Source organism: Streptomyces sp. NPDC014676, from assembly GCF_043084105.1.
GTDB lineage: Bacteria > Actinomycetota > Actinomycetes > Streptomycetales > Streptomycetaceae > Streptomyces.
Genome location: NZ_JBIBZI010000013.1, coordinates 1 through 16,663 on the forward strand (window position 1 = coordinate 1; position 16,663 = coordinate 16,663).

At 72.4% G+C, this 16,663-nt stretch carries 14 protein-coding genes and 3 pseudogenes; 11 read left to right on the top strand and 6 right to left on the bottom strand.

What is annotated here, in order from left to right; genetic code table 11:
• Window positions 1–170, top strand: a pseudogene (locus tag ACF1DX_RS29570) (IS5/IS1182 family transposase); the annotation flags it as partial.
• Window positions 171–279: 109 nt separating this feature from the next.
• Here ACF1DX_RS29570 and ACF1DX_RS29575 read toward each other — a convergent pair.
• The 3 genes and pseudogenes from ACF1DX_RS29575 to ACF1DX_RS29585 all read right to left on the bottom strand — a co-directional run bounded on the left by ACF1DX_RS29575 (window position 280) and on the right by ACF1DX_RS29585 (window position 1,418).
• Window positions 280–507, bottom strand: a complete 228-nt coding sequence (locus ACF1DX_RS29575; protein WP_344558929.1) for a hypothetical protein — start codon at window positions 505–507, stop codon at window positions 280–282.
• A 311-nt stretch (window positions 508–818) separates the two neighbouring features.
• A pseudogene (locus ACF1DX_RS29580) lies at window positions 819–1,107 on the bottom strand (RNA polymerase sigma factor); the annotation flags it as partial.
• Window positions 1,104–1,418, bottom strand: coding sequence for a PadR family transcriptional regulator (locus tag ACF1DX_RS29585; protein WP_391794186.1), 315 nt, complete (start codon window positions 1,416–1,418; stop codon window positions 1,104–1,106). The gene ACF1DX_RS29585 and the pseudogene ACF1DX_RS29580, both read right to left, overlap by 4 nt.
• Before the next feature lie 81 nt (window positions 1,419–1,499).
• On the opposite strand from ACF1DX_RS29585, the gene ACF1DX_RS29590 reads away from it, so the two are divergent.
• Window positions 1,500–1,898 carry a transposase gene (locus tag ACF1DX_RS29590; RefSeq protein WP_391794187.1) on the top strand — a complete coding sequence of 133 codons (399 nt, stop codon included), beginning with the start codon at window positions 1,500–1,502 and terminating at the stop codon, window positions 1,896–1,898.
• A gap of 648 nt (window positions 1,899–2,546) precedes the next feature.
• Here ACF1DX_RS29590 and ACF1DX_RS29595 read toward each other — a convergent pair.
• A pseudogene (locus tag ACF1DX_RS29595) lies at window positions 2,547–2,762 on the bottom strand (radical SAM protein); the annotation flags it as partial.
• Window positions 2,763–2,933: 171 nt separating this feature from the next.
• On the opposite strand from ACF1DX_RS29595, the gene ACF1DX_RS29600 reads away from it, so the two are divergent.
• The 9 genes from ACF1DX_RS29600 (at window position 2,934) to ACF1DX_RS29640 (ending at window position 15,170) form a co-directional block, all read left to right on the top strand.
• Window positions 2,934–3,377: an SRPBCC family protein gene (locus ACF1DX_RS29600; protein WP_391794188.1), complete on the top strand. Its 444-nt coding sequence runs from the start codon at window positions 2,934–2,936 to the stop codon at window positions 3,375–3,377.
• A gap of 155 nt (window positions 3,378–3,532) precedes the next feature.
• Window positions 3,533–5,953: an MFS transporter gene (locus tag ACF1DX_RS29605; RefSeq protein WP_391794189.1), complete on the top strand. Its 2,421-nt coding sequence runs from the start codon at window positions 3,533–3,535 to the stop codon at window positions 5,951–5,953.
• 144 nt (window positions 5,954–6,097) lie between these two features.
• Window positions 6,098–8,569, top strand: coding sequence for a SpoIIE family protein phosphatase (locus ACF1DX_RS29610; RefSeq protein WP_391794190.1), 2,472 nt, complete (start codon window positions 6,098–6,100; stop codon window positions 8,567–8,569).
• Between the two features lie 141 nt (window positions 8,570–8,710).
• On the top strand, window positions 8,711–9,439 hold the full coding sequence (locus tag ACF1DX_RS29615) for a methyltransferase domain-containing protein (RefSeq protein WP_391794191.1): 729 nt from the start codon (window positions 8,711–8,713) through the stop codon (window positions 9,437–9,439).
• Between the two features lie 98 nt (window positions 9,440–9,537).
• Window positions 9,538–10,371, top strand: a complete 834-nt coding sequence (locus tag ACF1DX_RS29620; RefSeq protein ID WP_391794192.1) for a M55 family metallopeptidase — start codon at window positions 9,538–9,540, stop codon at window positions 10,369–10,371.
• Window positions 10,364–11,677 (top strand): M20/M25/M40 family metallo-hydrolase, encoded by a 1,314-nt coding sequence (locus ACF1DX_RS29625; protein ID WP_391794193.1) that lies wholly within the window; start codon window positions 10,364–10,366, stop codon window positions 11,675–11,677. The genes ACF1DX_RS29620 and ACF1DX_RS29625 overlap by 8 nt, the downstream gene beginning before the upstream one ends.
• Window positions 11,678–11,681: 4 nt before the next feature.
• Window positions 11,682–13,646 (top strand): prolyl oligopeptidase family serine peptidase, encoded by a 1,965-nt coding sequence (locus ACF1DX_RS29630; RefSeq protein WP_391794194.1) that lies wholly within the window; start codon window positions 11,682–11,684, stop codon window positions 13,644–13,646.
• Window positions 13,643–14,575, top strand: coding sequence for an LD-carboxypeptidase (locus ACF1DX_RS29635; protein ID WP_391794195.1), 933 nt, complete (start codon window positions 13,643–13,645; stop codon window positions 14,573–14,575). Before ACF1DX_RS29630 ends, ACF1DX_RS29635 begins: the two co-directional genes overlap by 4 nt.
• A gap of 40 nt (window positions 14,576–14,615) precedes the next feature.
• Window positions 14,616–15,170 carry a GNAT family N-acetyltransferase gene (locus ACF1DX_RS29640; RefSeq protein WP_391794196.1) on the top strand — a complete coding sequence of 185 codons (555 nt, stop codon included), beginning with the start codon at window positions 14,616–14,618 and terminating at the stop codon, window positions 15,168–15,170.
• A 55-nt stretch (window positions 15,171–15,225) separates the two neighbouring features.
• Here the strand turns inward: ACF1DX_RS29640 and ACF1DX_RS29645 are convergent, their stop codons facing one another.
• Window positions 15,226–15,573 carry a VOC family protein gene (locus tag ACF1DX_RS29645; RefSeq protein WP_030856387.1) on the bottom strand — a complete coding sequence of 116 codons (348 nt, stop codon included), beginning with the start codon at window positions 15,571–15,573 and terminating at the stop codon, window positions 15,226–15,228.
• Between the two features lie 118 nt (window positions 15,574–15,691).
• On the bottom strand, window positions 15,692–16,654 hold the full coding sequence (locus ACF1DX_RS29650; protein ID WP_391794197.1) for an LLM class F420-dependent oxidoreductase: 963 nt from the start codon (window positions 16,652–16,654) through the stop codon (window positions 15,692–15,694).
• Window positions 16,655–16,663: the final 9 nt, after the last annotated feature.

A 16,663-nucleotide genomic window follows, 5' to 3' on the forward strand; every position in this document is an offset into this window, starting at 1 on the left:
TGCGCGGCTGGCGCCGACGTCACAACCGGGACCACGCGAAGATCCGCAACCTCGGTGAACGCGCCATGGCGATCCTCAAGTCCTGGCGGCTCCTGCGGAAGCTCCGCTGCAGCACCACCCGGATCACAGCCGTCGTCCGAGCTGTCGTTGCCCTCGAACTCACCACCTGATCAAGATGGAAAAGGCTCAGTGGCCAAGGACACCAACGTCGCCGCCGCCGCTTCGATCTCTGGGCACTCAGGCGCGAGCCGCCCACAGTGGGAAGCGGGCGGCTTTGTACTACTCGTCAACCGGCTCCCGCTCGGCTGCGGCAAGTTCTATGCCGCGCACACGACGCAGCCACCTCGACAGGGCGTACAACGCCGCACCCGCGATGCCGCACGGTTCCCACACCTCAGTGACGAGCGCGGAGAGACCGTCATCGCCCACGATATAGATCGCCTGAGCGCCTACTGCTGCCGTGATGAAGGCGTTGCTGCGTGCCGGCGTGCGCAGCAACCAGTCCACGGGCCACCACAATCCACCGCAGAGATCGTGAAGGCGGAATCGCATAGCGGCGATGAGGAAGCCGAACGCCGCGCGTTGCTGTTGGCGTGGTGTCAGGACGATGCCTTCCTCCGGGGCTCCTGCAAGATACGCGCGCCACTCGTCTGTATCCCGGTGGCTTCCCGCTATCCGCGAAGCCCACGACGTCAAGCCCCATGCCGAACGGGACCGCGTGGTGCGGGTGTTCTGACGGCTGGACGGTTCGACTCGGTACCTCTCCACGAAAGCCTCGGCAGCGCGTACCTGTTCTACGGTTGTTCGGCGCCGTTCCCTGATGGTCCTGAGACATTCGTGCCGAGCGGTCGAGGCCAGCCACGACCCCGCCCTATCCGGCTCTCTGATCTTTCCAATGTGCTGGGCGAAGCGAAACCAGGTGCGCTGGTATGCCTCATGCGCGTCGGCGTCGGAGAGCCCGTGGGTGCGAACGACGGACCAGACGAGCGGCCCCAATCCTTCTACGAGGGCCTTCCAGCTAGCCGCGTTACCGTCACCGGCACTGCGTACGAGTGCGCCGACAGCAGCCCGGTCCGAAGATCCCCCCTGAGATTGCGTAGCGCTCATGCCGCGCCTCCCGCCAGACGGAACTTGATCTGTCGGGCCTTCCGCGCATCTAGGGCTTCTGTGGCTTGCAGGCGACCGGCGCCTGTGAGTTCGTAGAAGCGACGTGCAGGCCGTCCGGGATGGGGCCCGGACTCTTCGTGGCTGGTGACCCAACCGCGTTCAGTGAGCCGGTCGAGAATGGGGTAGACGGTGCCGGGGCCGAGGTCGGCGTCGCGGCAGATGCTGAGCCCCCAAGCCGGGTTGTCCGCCGTCGCGGAGAGCAGTCTCTCCAGGACGGCGATCGTCGGCTTGGTGAGCCGGATGTTCGGCATGCGACCAGTGGACCATATATCGAGTACGACAGACAAGCGTATATCGAGTACGAACCAGGGTCCGTCCTCGAGGATCGTCGGGTGTCGGATCATGGTGGGGCGGCACGTCGCCATGAACTCGCCGGTCACGAGTGGGAGTTGCTCGCTCCTCTCATGTCGCGGGCCGCGGCAGGACGTCCGCGCGTGGAGGACCGGCAGGTCGTCGGCGGGATGGTCTACAAGATCCGGACCGGGATCCCCTGGCGCGACCTGCCGGAACGCTGCGGCTCATGGCAGACGGTCTGCACCCGCTTTCGCCGCTATGCCCTGGACGGCGTGTTCGCCCGGGCCCTCCAGCAGATCCAGGCCCGTGCGGACACGGCCGACGACATCGACTGGCCGGCACAGGTGGCGGCCGCGGTTGTGGCGGTGTCGCTGCTGGTCGTTCCTCTCAGGGCTTCAGCTGGGCGGGGCTTTCTCCTGCCCGACGTCAGCCGGTGAGGACGGAGACGCGGGCGTCGAGCGCGGCCGCGATGCGCAGGAGCTCGCTGAAGCGGGGGGTCGCCCTCACAGGACTCGATGCGCTGAAGAGTGCTGCGGCTCGGTTCGGTGGCTTCACAGAAGGACTCCTGAGAGTGGAGCGCGGCGGTCCGCAGGTCCGCGATGCGCTTGCCCAGCTCCCGGCGCCGTTCGGTGATCCAGTCCGGGTGATCGCGAGGCACTCGGTAAAAATGGAGGGGACATGTTCACGTGTCAGCGTCAGCCCTGATGCTTTTCGTAACGAGGTGCCGGGTCTGCTGTTCTCGAGCCCCGCCCTGCCGGAGGTCCGCAAGCCTCCGGCAGGGCGGTTTGCGTGGGCGTCTGCGCCGATGCTGCGGGCCTTCGGCGGAGGGGCTCACCGCTCGGTCGTGCGCTTGCGCAGGAGCAGCCACTGTCTGGCAGGAGCGCTGTCTGCCGGTTCTGTGTCGCCGCCCTGGAACAGTACGCGGTACGCGGCCGCCCCTGCTCCGGATGCGGCGGGCTGCGGCCCGCGGTCGTCCCGGTCCGTGATCGATGCGGTCATGCTCTTCCAGACCCTGTCGGCCTGCGGTGCGCTGACCATGAGGAACCACTCCCAGTAAATAGGGTCATTGGTAGAAGCGCATACATGTGTGTGCAGCTCTGATAGGGGTTCACCGTCCACTCGAACGGCATGCGGGAGGCTCCCGGCACCCGGTTGACGAGGGAGCGGGCCCGGATCTCGTGGAAGGTGATTCCGGCGAACTCGGGCGTGTCGAAGGTGCGGGTCGTGACCGTCTCCGCGTCGAACAGGGTGGTGTCGGCCCGGCTGTGTTCGGAGTCCGGTGAGAGGTTCTCCCAGCGCATGACGCCTCCTCGGTGTCGCTGCGGCACAGAATAGAACAAGTGTTCCCTTGATCGTGCGAGTGACATCTTCGGTCACTCTCCCGATCACATCCGGACCCCCGATTTGGGCGGCCGGGCACGGGGGTGGTTGGCTTGCCCCGACCCCGAGAACCCATGCCCTGGAGGTAAGCGATGGCGCAGGTCGAGGCCACTACGGAGCGGATCGTCGCGGCGGACGCGGAGACGGTGTTCGACGCCCTCGCCGACTACAGCGGCACCCGCGGGAAGGTGCTGCCCGAGCAGTACAGCGAGTACGAGGTCCGCGAGGGCGGCGACGGCGAGGGCACCCTCGTGCACTGGAAGCTCCAGGCCACCAGCAAGCGCGTGCGCGACTGCCTCCTGGAGGTCACCGAGCCGACCGACGGCGAACTGGTCGAGAAGGACCGCAACTCCTCCATGGTCACCACCTGGCGGGTCACCCCGGCCGGCGAGGGCCGCTCCCGCGTCGTGGTGAGCACCGTCTGGAACGGCGCCGGCGGCATCGGCGGCTTCTTCGAGAAGACCTTCGCGCCCAAGGGCCTCGCCCGCATCTACGACGCCCTGCTGGCCAGGCTGGCCGCGGAGGTCGAGAAGTAAGGGGCGGCAAACCCCCGTAAACGGTGCGGAGGTGGCTCCTCACCGTTTCGAGTGATCCCGTTACGACCTTTCTCGGTCCCGTAACTCGCCGCGCTTGCTCGTAGTTGTCGCTTTTACGCGGGAATTGTCCGGCGGTGCGACGAGGGGAGCGGTACGTGGGCGGGATCACTCTGACGCAGGACGAGCCGGTCACGGCACCACCGGCCGGGGGCCCGCCGCCCCCGGCACCGGTCGTGGAGCAGGGCCTGAGCCCGCGCCGGGTCCGGCTGGTCTTCCTCGCGCTGATGCTCGCGCTGCTGCTCGCCGCCCTGGAGCAGATGATCGTCGCCACCGCGCTCCCGGAGATCGTCGGCGAGCTGCACGGCCGGGACCGGATGTCCTGGACGATCACCGCCTACCTGCTCACCGCCACCGTCGGACTGCCGGTCTACGGAAAGCTCGGCGACCTGCTCGGCCGCAAGGGCGTCTTCCAGTTCGCGATCCTCGTGTTCGTCGTCGGCTCCGCGCTGGCGGGCCGCGCGTCCACCATGGACGAGCTGATCGCCTGCCGGGCGGTGCAGGGCGTCGGCGCGGGCGGCCTGCTGATCGGCGTGCAGGCGATCGTCGCGGACATCGTGCCCGCGAGGCGGCGCGGCCGCTTCATGGGGCTGATCGGCGCCGCCTTCGGCCTCGCGTCCGTCGCCGGGCCGCTGCTCGGCGGCTACTTCACCGACCACCTCTCCTGGCGCTGGTGCTTCTACGTCAACGTCCCCTTCGGCATCGTCACCATGGCCGTCGTCGCCCTGGCGCTCAGACTCCCCAAGCCGGCCGCACGGGGCCGCTTCGACGTCCTCGGCACCCTGCTGCTGGCCGCCGCCTCCACCTGCCTGGTGCTGCTGACCAGTTGGGGCGGCACCGAGTACGCCTGGGACTCCCGGGTCGTGCTCGGACTCGGCGCGGGCGCCGTCGTCACCACCGTCCTCTTCCTCGTCGTCGAGCGCTTCGCCGCCGAACCCCTCATCCCGCTGCGGCTGTTCCGGGACTCCGTGTTCAACGTCAGTGGCCTGGTGGGGCTGGTGACCGGCGTCGCCCTGTTCGGCGCCGCCAGCTATCTCCCGACGTATCTGCAGATGGTCGAGGGGGCCTCCGCCACCGAGTCCGGACTGCTGATGCTGCCCATGACGGGCGGCATCGTCGGCGCCTCGATCGTCTCCGGGCAGCTCATCAGCCGTACCGGCCGCTACCGGTGGCACCCCGTCACCGGCTCCGCCCTCTCCGTCCTCGGCATGTGGCTGCTGTCCCGCCTGGAGACCGGTACGCCCCGGCTGCACTACAGCGTCTGGATGGCCGTCCTCGGCGCCGGCATCGGCATGGTGATGCCGGTGCTGATCCTCGCCGTGCAGAACTCCGTGCGCCCCGCCGACCTCGGTACCGCCACCAGCGCCAACAACTTCTTCCGGCAGATCGGCGGCAGCGTCGGCGCCGCCGTCTTCGGCACCCTCTTCGCCGGCCGGCTCGCCGACGCGCTCGACGAGCGCCTCCCCGCGCACGCGGGCAGCGGGCCGCCGGACGCCGAGTCGATCACCCCCGAGCTCGTCCACGCGCTGCCGCCCGGGCTGCGCGACGCCTACGTACAGGCCTACGCCGACGCCATGCCGCGCGTCTTCCTCCACCTGGTGCCGGTGCTCGTCCTCGGCCTGCTCATCGCCTTCTTCCTCAAGGAGAGACCACTGGTGTCCCACCACGCCCCCACCGCCGACTTCACGGCACAGGTGCCGCACGCGCGCCCCCACTCCCCGAACGGGGGGACCCCCGCCCCGCCCCGCTCCCCGCACACCGGCGGCATCCCCGTCTGCGGGACCGTGCAGCACCCCGACGGGACCGTCGTACCGCGCGCCGCGCTCACCCTCATCGACGTCACCGGACAGCAGACCGGACGGGGCGCCAGCGGCGAGGACGGGCGGTACGCGCTGGCCACGCCGGGACCGGGGTCGTACGTCCTGATCGCCGCCGCCGGAGGTCACCAGCCGCAGGCGGTCTCCGTGACCGTCGGCGAGCGGCCCGTCGAACTCGATGTCGTCCTCGGTGGCGCGGGCCGTCTCGCCGGCAGCGTCGTCACCGCCGACGGCACCCCGGTGCGGGACGCCGCCGTCACCCTCACCAACGTCCACGGGGAGGTCGTCGCCGGCACCCGCAGCGGCCGGGAGGGCGGCTATGTCATCGGTGAGCTGGTGGCCGGGGAGTACACCCTCGCCGCGAGCGCGCCCGCCTTCCGTCCGGCCGCCCTCCCCGTCACCGTCCAGGCCGCCCGCGAGACGCGTCAGGACGTCGAGCTGGCCGGCGGCGCGGTACTGCGCGGCACCGTGCGGGCCGGCGGCGGACGGCCCGTGGAGGAGGCCCGCGTGACCCTGCTGGACGCGGCGGGCAACGTCGTCGACACCCTCACCACCGGACCCGACGGCATCTTCCGCTTCGTCGACCTGTCGTCCGGTGAGTACACCGTCATCGCCGCCGGTTACCCACCGGTCGCGACCGTGCTCCAGATGGCCGGCGGAGGCCGCACGGAACGCGACCTCCAGCTCGGCCACGAGGACTGAAACGGTCGGTCACGCGCGGGAATACACGCCGGTGCGAGCACGGGCGGGCAATTCCCGCGTTGACACACATCGCGGCCGACCGTGGTCGTACGGTGGTGACGGCGGTACAGATCTTGCACAGCCGGGGGAGAGAGGGCCTGGGCCATGGACCGTGGCACCGAGCGGGACGCGCCTCCGGAACGCCGCGCGGGAGACGGCGCGGCGGCCGAACGGGGCGGCGCCGGCCGTATCCCGCTGGCCGTGGTCGTGGTCGACCGCGACGGACTCGTCTCCCACTGGAGCAGGGGCGCGCGGCGCCTGTTCTCCCTCCCCAAGGAGGACGCGATCGGCCGCCCGGCGGCCGACCTGCTGCCCGTGGCCGGGGCCCTGCCCGAGGAACCGGGGGAGTCCGGGGACGAGGAGCCCTACGGGGCGTACGCCGCCTACGACGGTCTGGGGCCCGGCCTCGGTGCCTCGCTCGGCGGGGGCCTGTCCTACCCGGCGGCGGGCCGGGCCCGGCTGACCGCGGCCGGCGCCGGACGGGTCGACGTGCTGTGGTGGGCCTACCCGCTGGTGGGCCCGGGACGCGAGCGGCTGCTGGTGCTGGCCGCCGACGCGGACGGACTGCTGCGCACGGACGAGGCCGGGACGTTCGAACGGATCGCGCCCGGCTTCGCCCTGCACACCGACTTCCCCGGCTCCGAGGAGCTCGCCCGCCGGCTCCCCGAGATCCTCCCCAGCATGAGCGTCGGCGACAGCGCCCGTATCGTCTCCCAGGTCCTCGAACTGGGTTATCCCGTCCTGGAGTTCAGCCAGAACGACCGGGTGCCCGTCACCCCCGACTGGGGCGTGCCCCGGCGCGTCGAACGCCGGGAGCGCCGCGAACGGGCCGCGCGGGCGCTGGCGGCCGGCGAGCCGGTGCCCGAGGAACTGCGCGACGAGGGCGAGGACCTCGAGTACGCCGCCGTCCGCGAACGCCTGGAGTTCCTCAACGAGGTCAGCTCCCGGATCGGCACCTCCCTCGACCTCTCCCGCACCATCGTCGAGGTCAGCAAGGCCGTCGTGCCCCGCTTCACCGACGTCGCCGGCACCTACCTGCGCGAACAGGTCGTCGCCGGTGAGGGATTCGACGAGGGCGTGCCGGACACCACCACCCTGTGGCACCGGGTCGCCGTGGAGCACACCGACGAACCCGGCCGCTGGGACGACGTCGTCCCCGTCGGCGAGGCCATGCCCTTTCCGGCGCACACCCCGTTCTTCCAGTGCATGACCACCGGCGAACCCGTCCTCGTGCCGCGCATCAGCGAGGAGATGGGCCACGCCATCGCCTCGCAGTTCGAGAAGCGCGACATCCGGCCGCTGATCACCGGACGGTCCATGCTGGTCGTCCCGCTGAAGGCACGCCACGCCGTCCTCGGCTTCATGATCCTGCTGCGCCATCCGGAGCGGCAGGTCTTCAACGACATGGACCGGGTCACCGGCGCCGAACTCGCCGCCCGCGCGGGGCTCGTGCTCGACAACGCGCGGATGTACACGTACCAGGAGAACGTCGCCGAGACACTCCAGGACAGCATGCTGCCGCACATCCCGCCGCGCATGGCGGGCTGCGACATCGCCACCCGCTATCTGCCGGGCACCCTGCTCGGGCGGATCGGCGGCGACTGGTTCGACGCGGTGAAGCTGCCCGGCACCCGTACCGCGTTCGTCGTCGGCGACGTCATGGGGCACGGGCTGAACTCGGCCGCGATGATGGGCCAGTTGCGCACCGCCGTGCAGACCATGGCCGCACTGGACCTGCCGCCCGCGCAACTCCTGCGCAACCTCGACGATCTCGCCCAGCGGCTCGGCGACACCTACCTCGCGACCTGCCTGTACGCCGTCTACGACCCCATCGCGGGCGAGCTGCGCCTCGCCAACGCCGGACACATCCCGCCGGTCCTGGTCCGCGCCGCCGACGGGCGCAGCGAACTGCTCGACCTGCCCACCGGGGCGCCCATCGGCGTCGGCGGGGTGCCCTTCGAGACGGCGCGCGTGCCCGTGGAGCCCGGTGACCGGCTGGTGATGTGCACCGACGGACTGGTCGAGGTGCGCGGCGAGGACATCGGCGTCGGGCTCGCCACGCTGTGCGAGTCCGCCGCCCACCCGGCCGCCTCCATGGACGACGCCTGCGACACCATCATCCGGGCGCTCAACACCCAGGGCGGCCGCAAGGACGACGTGGCCCTGCTGATGGCCCGCCTCGGCGGCATCGACCCCGACGACGTCGCCGAATGGCGGCTCGTCCCCGAGCCGTCCCAGGTCGGCCGGGCCCGCGCGGTGGTCCGCGAGCAGCTCCACGACTGGGGGCTGCCGAAGCTCGCCGACAGCACCGAGCTGATGGTGAGCGAACTCGTCACCAACGCCGTGCTGCACTCCCACGCCCGCCCCGTCGCCCTGCGGCTGGTGCGCGGCGACACGCTGCTGTGCGAGGTGGAGGACGACGACCACGAACTGCCGACGCTGCTCGACGCGCGGCCGGCGGACGAGTTCGGGCGGGGACTGCGCGTGGTCAGCACCCTCGCCCGCCAGTGGGGCACCAGCCGGACGACGACCGGCAAGAGCGTGTGGTTCGAACTGACACTGCCGCGACGACGCTGAGCGCCGGTGGTACACGGCGCACTCCGGGGCGAACGAGCCGTGAAGGAATGCGCCGGGCGCTTGTCCGCGCGCCCGGGGCGCGATACACCGTACTGGCCCGTCACACGGGGCGGGTCGGCGTCGCACCCTGGGGAGTCGGTCATGAGCGTGACGAGTCGGTACCGGGAGGCCTGGGAGGGCTTCTGGCGCGAGGCACCCGACGAGGAGGGGGCCGTGTTCTGGGACGCGGAGCCCGCCCTGACGGTGGCCCGCCACCTCGCCCTGTTCGAACCGCATCTGACGGACCCCTGGCTGCCCCTGGTGGACCTCGGGTGCGGCAACGGCACCCAGACCCGCTTCCTCGCCGACCGCTTCCCGCACGTCCTCGGCGCCGACCTCTCCGCCGCCGCCCTGGACCGCGCCCGCGCCGCCGACCCGGCCGGGCGGGCGGCGTACCGGCGACTGGACGCCGTCGACAAGGCCGGGACGCAGGAACTGCACGCCGAACTCGGCGACGCCAACGTGTACATGCGCGGTGTGCTGCACCAGTGCGAGCCCGACGACCGGCAGGCGCTGGCGGACGCCGTCGCCACGCTGGTCGGCGACCGCGGCCGGGCCTTCCTCGTCGAGCCCTCCGAGGCCGCCGGAGCCGTCCTGCGGGGCCTCGCGGCCGGCCCCGGCGGCCCGCCGCCCAAACTCGCGCCGGTCCTGCGGCACGGCATAGCCCCCGGCGAGGTCGACGACGCGGCCGTGCCCGAGTTCCTGACCGCGGCCGGACTGACCGTGCTGGCGAACGGCACCCTGCCGCTGACCACCACGGAACACGGCCCCGACGGCACCCGTGTCGCACTGCCGTCCCTCTGGTTCCTGACGGGACGCGCCGTGAGGTGAACGCCTGGTGAGGAGCGATGCGGCCTTCACCGGTCCGGACCGGTGAGAGTTGTCCACAGGCTGGCCGGGATTCGGCGGAACCACGTAGCGTGTGCCGCATGAAGATCCTCATCAGCGCCGACATGGAGGGTGCCACCGGCGTCACCTGGCCGGCCGACGTGCTGCCGGGGACCCCCCAGTGGGAGCGGTGCCGGTCCCTGTTCACCTCGGACGTCGACGCCGCCGTGCGGGGGTTCTTCGACGGCGGCGCCGACGAGGTGCTGATCAACGAGGCCCACTGGACCATGCGCAACCTGCTCCTGGAGCGGCTGGACGAGCGGGCCGAGATGCTCACCGGGCGGCACAAGGCCCTGTCCATGGTCGAGGGCGTGCAGCACGGCGACGTGGACGGCATCGCGTTCATCGGCTACCACGCCGGCGCGGGCATGGAGGGCGTCCTCGCGCACACCTTCCTCGCCAACTCCATCACCGGGGTGTGGGTCGACGACGTACGGGCCAGCGAGGGCCTGCTCAACGCGCACGTGGCCGCCGAGTACGGGGTGCCGGTGGTCCTGGTGACCGGTGACGACGTCGCCTGCGAGGACGCGCTCGGCTACGCGCCCGAGGCGCTGAAGGTCGCCGTCAAGGACCATGTGTCCCGGTACGCGGCCGTGTGCCGCACCCCGGCCCGGACGGCCGCCGACATCCGTGCGGCGGCCGAGGAGGCGGCCGCGCTGGCGGTGCGCCGGGAGCCGGCCGGCGGCGGGCCGTTCACCGTCGCGGTGGAGTTCGACGCCGAGCACCTGGCGATGGCCGTCACCGTCGTGCCGGGCGTGACCCGCACCGGTGAGCGGAAGGTGGCGTACACCAGCGGGACCATGTACGACGGGATCCGCGTCTTCAAGGCGGTCACCACGATCGCCTCGGCCGCGGTGGAGGAGCAGTATGGCTGACGAGCGGGCCCTGGACGAGGTCGTGACGTTCACGTCCGACCTGATCAGGATCGACACGACCAACAGGGGCGGGGGCGACTGCCGGGAGCGGCCCGCCGCCGAGTACGCCGCCGCGCTGCTCGCCGAGGCCGGCCTGGAACCGGTGCTCCTGGAGCGCGTCCCGGGCCGCGCCAACGTCGTCGCCCGCCTGGAGGGCACCGACCCGTCGGCCGGCGCGCTGCTCGTCCACGGCCATCTGGACGTCGTCCCGGCGGAGGCCGCCGACTGGAGCGTGCACCCGTTCTCCGGTGAGGTCCGCGACGGGGTCGTCTGGGGGCGCGGCGCCGTCGACATGAAGAACATGGACGCGATGATCCTCGCCGTGGTGCGGGCCTGGGCGCGCGAGGGCGTACGGCCCCGGCGGGACATCGTCATCGCGTTCACCGCGGACGAGGAGGCCAGCGCCGAGGACGGCTCCGGGTTCCTCGCCGACCGGCACGCCCACCTCTTCGAGGGCTGCACCGAGGGCGTCGGCGAGTCGGGCGCGTTCACCTTCCACGACGGCGGCGGACGGCAGATCTACCCGATCGCGGCCGGTGAGCGCGGCACCGCCTGGATGAGGCTCACCGCGCGCGGCCGGGCCGGACACGGCTCCAAGGTCAACCGGGAGAACGCGGTGACCCGCCTCGCCGCCGCCGTCACCCGCATCGGCGAGCACGAGTGGCCGCTGCGGCTCACCCCGACCGTGCGGGCCGCGCTCACCGAACTCGCCGCCGTGTACGGCATCGAGACCGACCTGTCAGACCTGTCCGACGTGGACACGCTGCTGGACAAGCTCGGCACGGCCGGGAAGCTCGTCGAGGCCACCGTCCGCAACAGCGCCAACCCGACGATGCTGGACGCCGGTTACAAGGTCAACGTGATCCCCGGGGAGGCCGTGGCGCACGTCGACGGACGGTATCTGGCGGGTGCCGAGGACGAGTTCCGCGCGACCATGGACCGGCTCACCGGACCGGACGTCGACTGGGAGTTCGAGCACCACGAGGTGGCGCTCCAGGCGCCGGTGGACTCCCCGACGTACGCCCGGATGCGGGCCGCCGTCGAGGAGTTCGCGCCCGAGGGGCATGTGGTGCCGTACTGCATGTCCGGCGGCACGGACGCCAAGCAGTTCTCCCGGCTGGGCATCACCGGCTACGGATTCGCGCCGCTGAGGCTGCCGGAGGGCTTCGACTACCAGGCGCTCTTCCACGGCGTCGACGAGCGCGTCCCGGTCGAGGCGCTCCACTTCGGTGTCTGGGTCCTCGACCGGTTCCTGCGGACGGCCTGAGCGGATGGGGGAGACGGTGCGGACCCTGGCGTACGGCGAGTGGCCCTCGCCCATCGACGCGGCCACGGCCGCGGCCCACGACGGCGGCCCCGAGTTCGTGGGCTTCGTCGGCGACGAGGTGTGGTGGACCGAGCCCCGGCCCGCCGAGGGCGGCCGGCGCACGCTGGTGCGCCGGCACGCCGACGGTACCGAGGAGCCGGTCCTGCCCGCGCCGTGGAACGTGCGGAGCCGGGTCATCGAGTACGGCGGCCGGCCCTGGGCCGGCACCGTGCGCGGCGGTGTCCCGCTCGTGGTGTTCGTGAACTTCGCCGACCAGCGCCTCTACCGGTACGAGCCGGGCGGTGAGCCCCGCCCGCTCACCCCCGTGTCCCCGGTCGGGCAGGGGCTGCGCTGGGCCGATCCGGTGCTGCCGCCGGAGCGCGGCGAGGTGTGGTGCGTCCTGGAGGAGTTCACCGGTGACGGCCCCGGCGACGTGCGCCGCGTCCTGGCAGCCGTACCGCTGGACGGCTCCGCCGCCGGTGACCGGGGTGCCGTGCGGGAACTGAGCGACGGCCGGCACCGGTTCGTCACCGGGCCGCGTCTCACGCCGGACGGGCGGCGCGCCTGCTGGCTCGGCTGGGACCACCCGCGCATGCCGTGGGACGGCACCGAACTGCTCGTCGCCGACGTCCTGGCCGACGGCACCCTGCGCGAGGCCCGCGCGGTGGCCGGCGGACCCGAGGAGTCCGTCGCCCAGGCCGACTGGACCCCCGACGGCCGGCTGCTGTACGCGAGCGACCGCACCGGCTGGTGGAACCTCTACCGGGACGGGGAGCCGGTCTGCCCGCGCGAGGAGGAGTTCGGCGGACCGCTGTGGAAGCTGGGGCTGCGCTGGTTCGCCCCGCTGGACAGCGGCCTGATCGCCGTCCTGCACGGCCGGGGCGCACCCGTGCTCGGCGTCCTCGACCCCGAGACCTGCGAGCTCGTCGACGCCGCCGGCCCGTGGAGCGAGTTCGCGCCCACCCTCGCGGCGCACGGCGAGCGGGTCGTCGCCGTCGGCGCCGGACCGCGCAGCGGCCACGAGGTGGTGGAGCTGGACACCCGGACGGGTCACGCCCGGGTGATCGGCGCCCGCCACGAGGACGCGGTGGACCCGGCGTACTACCCCGAGCCGCGGGTCCGCACGTTCACCGGACCGGACGGCCGGGAGATCCACGCCCGGGTGTACCCCCCGCACCACCCCGGGTGCGCCGGTCCCGCGGACGAGCGGCCCCCGTACGTCATCCGGGCGCACGGCGGTCCCACCGGGCGGGCGCCGCTCGTGCTCGACCTGGAGATCGCCTACTTCACCTCGCGCGGCATCGGCGTCGCCGAGGTCGATTACGGAGGCTCCACCGGATACGGGCGGGAGTACCGCGACCGGCTGCGCGGACAGTGGGGCGTGGTCGACGTCGAGGACTGCGCCGCCGTCGCGCTGGCCCTCGCCGACGAGGGCACCGCCGACCGCGGCCGGCTCGCCGTCCGGGGCGGCAGCGCCGGCGGCTGGACCGCCGCCGCCTCGCTCACCACGACCGACGTCTACGCCTGCGGCACCATCAGCTACCCGGTGCTCGACCTCACCGGCTGGGGCACGGGGGAGACCCACGACTTCGAGTCCCAGTACCTGGAGAGCCTGATCGGCCCGCGCGCCGAGGTGCCCGAGCGGTACGCGGAACGCTCGCCCGCCGCGCACGCCGACCGGCTCACCGCGCCGTTCCTGATGCTCCAGGGACTGGACGACGTGATCTGCCCGCCCGCGCAGTGCGAGCGCTTCCTGGCCCGGCTGGCCGGCCGGGGCGTGCCGCACGCCTACCTCACCTTCGAGGGCGAGGGGCACGGCTTCCGGCGGGCGGAGACCATGGTGCGCGCCCTGGAGGCAGAGCTGTCCCTGTACGCCCAGGTGTTCGGGATGAGACCGCCCGGCGTGCCGGCCCTGGAGCTGGGCACGTGAGCCGGGCCGGAGCACTGCGGCGGCCGGCCCGCCTCGCCCCCGGCGCCCGGGTGGCCGTGGTCGCGCCCAGCGGTCCGGTGCCCGAGGAGCGGCTCCAGGCCGGGCTCGACGTGCTGCGCGGCTGGGACCTCGACCCCGTGGTGGGCCCCCATGTCCTGGACCGGCACGGCGAGTTCGGCTACCTCGCGGGCGGCGACGCCGACCGGGCCGCCGATCTGCAGTCCGCCTGGTGCGACCCGGCCGTCGACGCGGTGATCTGCGCCCGCGGCGGCTACGGCGTCCAGCGCATGGTCGACCTGCTCGACTGGGAGGCGATGCGGGCCGCCGGGCCGAAGGTGTTCGTCGGGTTCAGCGACATCACCGCGCTGCACGAGGCGTTCGCGGTGCGGCTCGGCCTGGTCACCCTGCACGGGCCGATGGCCGCGGGCATCGACTTCGTGAAGAGCGCGCGGGCGCAGGGCCACCTCAAGGCGACGCTCCTCGCCCCCGACACGGTCCGCACCATCCGTTCCGACGGCACCGCGCTCGTCCCCGGCCGGGCGCGCGGGATCACCCTCGGCGGCTGTCTCTCCCTGCTCGCCGCCGACCTCGGCACCCCGCACACCAGACCCTCCGCGCGCGGCGGACTGCTCTGCCTGGAGGACGTGGGGGAGGAGACCTACCGGCTCGACCGCTGCCTCACCCAGCTCCTGCGGGCGGGGTGGCTGGACGGGGTCGCGGGACTGCTGCTCGGTTCCTGGGCGCGGTGCGAGCCGTACGACGGGGTGCGGGCGCTGCTCGCCGACCGGCTCGGCGGCCTCGGGGTGCCGGCGGCCGAACAGTTCGGGTTCGGGCACTGCGCCGACGCGCTCACCGTCCCCTTCGGCGTCGCGGCCGAACTCGACGCCGACGCGGGCACCCTGACCCTGGACGAACCGGCGCTGAGCTGACCGGCACGCGTCGCGCGCGGGCCCGTCGTAGGGTGGCGGGGTGCCGCACACCGCTTCCCGCTACCTCGCCGAAGGCCGCCGCGTGGGGCTCCGTCACTTCACCCACGAGGACGGCGCCGAATTCACCGCCCGCGCCCGGGAGAGCAAGGACCTCCACCACCCCTGGCTGTTCCCGCCGGACAGCCAGGGCGCGTACGCCGCGTACGCGGGGCGGCTGATCGAGGATCCCACCAAGGCGGGGTTCCTGGTCTGCGAGAAGGAGGCGGACGGCGCCCTCGCCGGGTTCATCAACATCAACAACATCGTCGAGGGCGGTTTCCTGTGCGGTGCGCTGGGCTACGGCGCCTTCGCGCACGCGGCCGGGCGCGGACTGATGCGCGAGGGCCTGCACCTCGTGGTCCGGTACGCCTTCGGTCCGATGCGGCTGCACCGTCTGGAGATCAACGTACAGCCCGGCAACGCCGCCTCCATCGCCCTCGCCCGCGCCTGCGGGTTCCGCCTGGAGGGCTTCTCGCCGAAGATGCTCTTCATCGACGGCGCCTGGCGCGACCACCAACGCTGGGCGATCACGCGCGAGATGACAGCGGGCCGTTGACGCCCGGCCCCGTGCCCGGTTCCCCGTGCGGAGGCCCGCGCCGTGACCGGGCGTGTCAGGAGTGGCGGTCCGCGTACTCGTAGACCGCCCCGTCCGGGTGCCGGGCGATGAGGTTGCGGCCCACGGGGGTGGGGAGCGGGCCCGCGAGGATGTCGGCGCCCATCTCCGCGAGCACCCGGCCGGTCTCCTCGACGTCCTTGACCGCGAGGGTCGCGGCGACCCTGCGCAGCACGTCCAGTTCGGCCGCGGGACCGCTCATCAGCAGGAAGCAGCCGACCGCGGCGACCTGGACGCCGCCCCGCTCGAACCGGAGGGCCCTGCCGCCCGCCAGCCGCTCGTAGAAGGGGATGGCGGTCTCGATGTCGTCGACGCAGACACGCAGTGTGGCACCCAGAATCTCCATGGGAACGAGCCTAGTTGGGCCGCCCCGGCAAGTGGAGCCGACCTCGGGGGCGTCGGCCGGCCCGGTGTGGACACAGACGCCGGGGCGGTGCGGTTCCATGTCGTCCGTCCTCCCGTGGTCAGCCGGCCTGCTGGAGCCGCGGCAGCACCTTGGTGCGGTAGAAGTCGAAGAAACCGCGCAGGTCGGGGCCGATCTGGTTGACGTAGACACGGTCGAAACCCGCGTCGGCGAACCGGCGGAGCTCGGCGACGTGCTCGTCCACGTCGTCGCCGCACACCCGGTTCTCCCGCACCATGTCCTCGGTGACCAGCGTCTGCACCTGCTCGAAGTGCTTGGGCGAGGGCAGCACCTGGCCCAGTTCGCCGGGCAGCAGCTCGTTCGCCCACAGCCGGTGCACGGTACGCACGCACGCGTCGCGGTCGGTGCCGTAGCAGACCTTGGTGCCGCCGCTGACCGGTTTGCCGCCGCCCCCGCCCTTGCGGTACTGCTCCACCATCGAGGTGTCCGGCATCATCGTGATGTAGCCGTCGCCGACCCGGGCGGCGAGCTTGGTCGCCGCCGGCCCGAAGCCCGAGATGTCGATCGGGACGGGCTCGTCCGGCACGGTGTACAGGCGGGCGTTCTCCACCGTGTAGTGCGTGCCGTGGTGGTTGACCTCCTCGCCGGAGAACAGCCGGCGCATCACCTGGATGGCCTCCTCCAGCATCTCGAGCCGTACGTGCGCGGGCGGCCAGTGGTCTCCGAGGATGTGCTCGTTCAGGGCCTCGCCCGTGCCCACGCCCAGCCGGAACTCCCCCGGAGACATCACCGCGGCCGTGGCCGCCGCCTGCGCCACCACCGCCGGGTGCGTCCGCACGGTCGGGCAGGTCACCGCCGTCCCCACCGGCAGCGACACCGCCTCGGACAGCGCGCCGATCACCGACCACACGAACGGACTCTGCCCCTGTTCGTCGTTCCACGGGTGGTAGTGGTCCGAGATCCACAGGGCCTGGAACCCGGCCTGCTCGGCCATCCGCGCCTGCTCGATCAGCTCGGCGGGACCGTACTGCTCGCACGAGAGGAAATAGCCGTACTCGGGCATGGGGGGCGC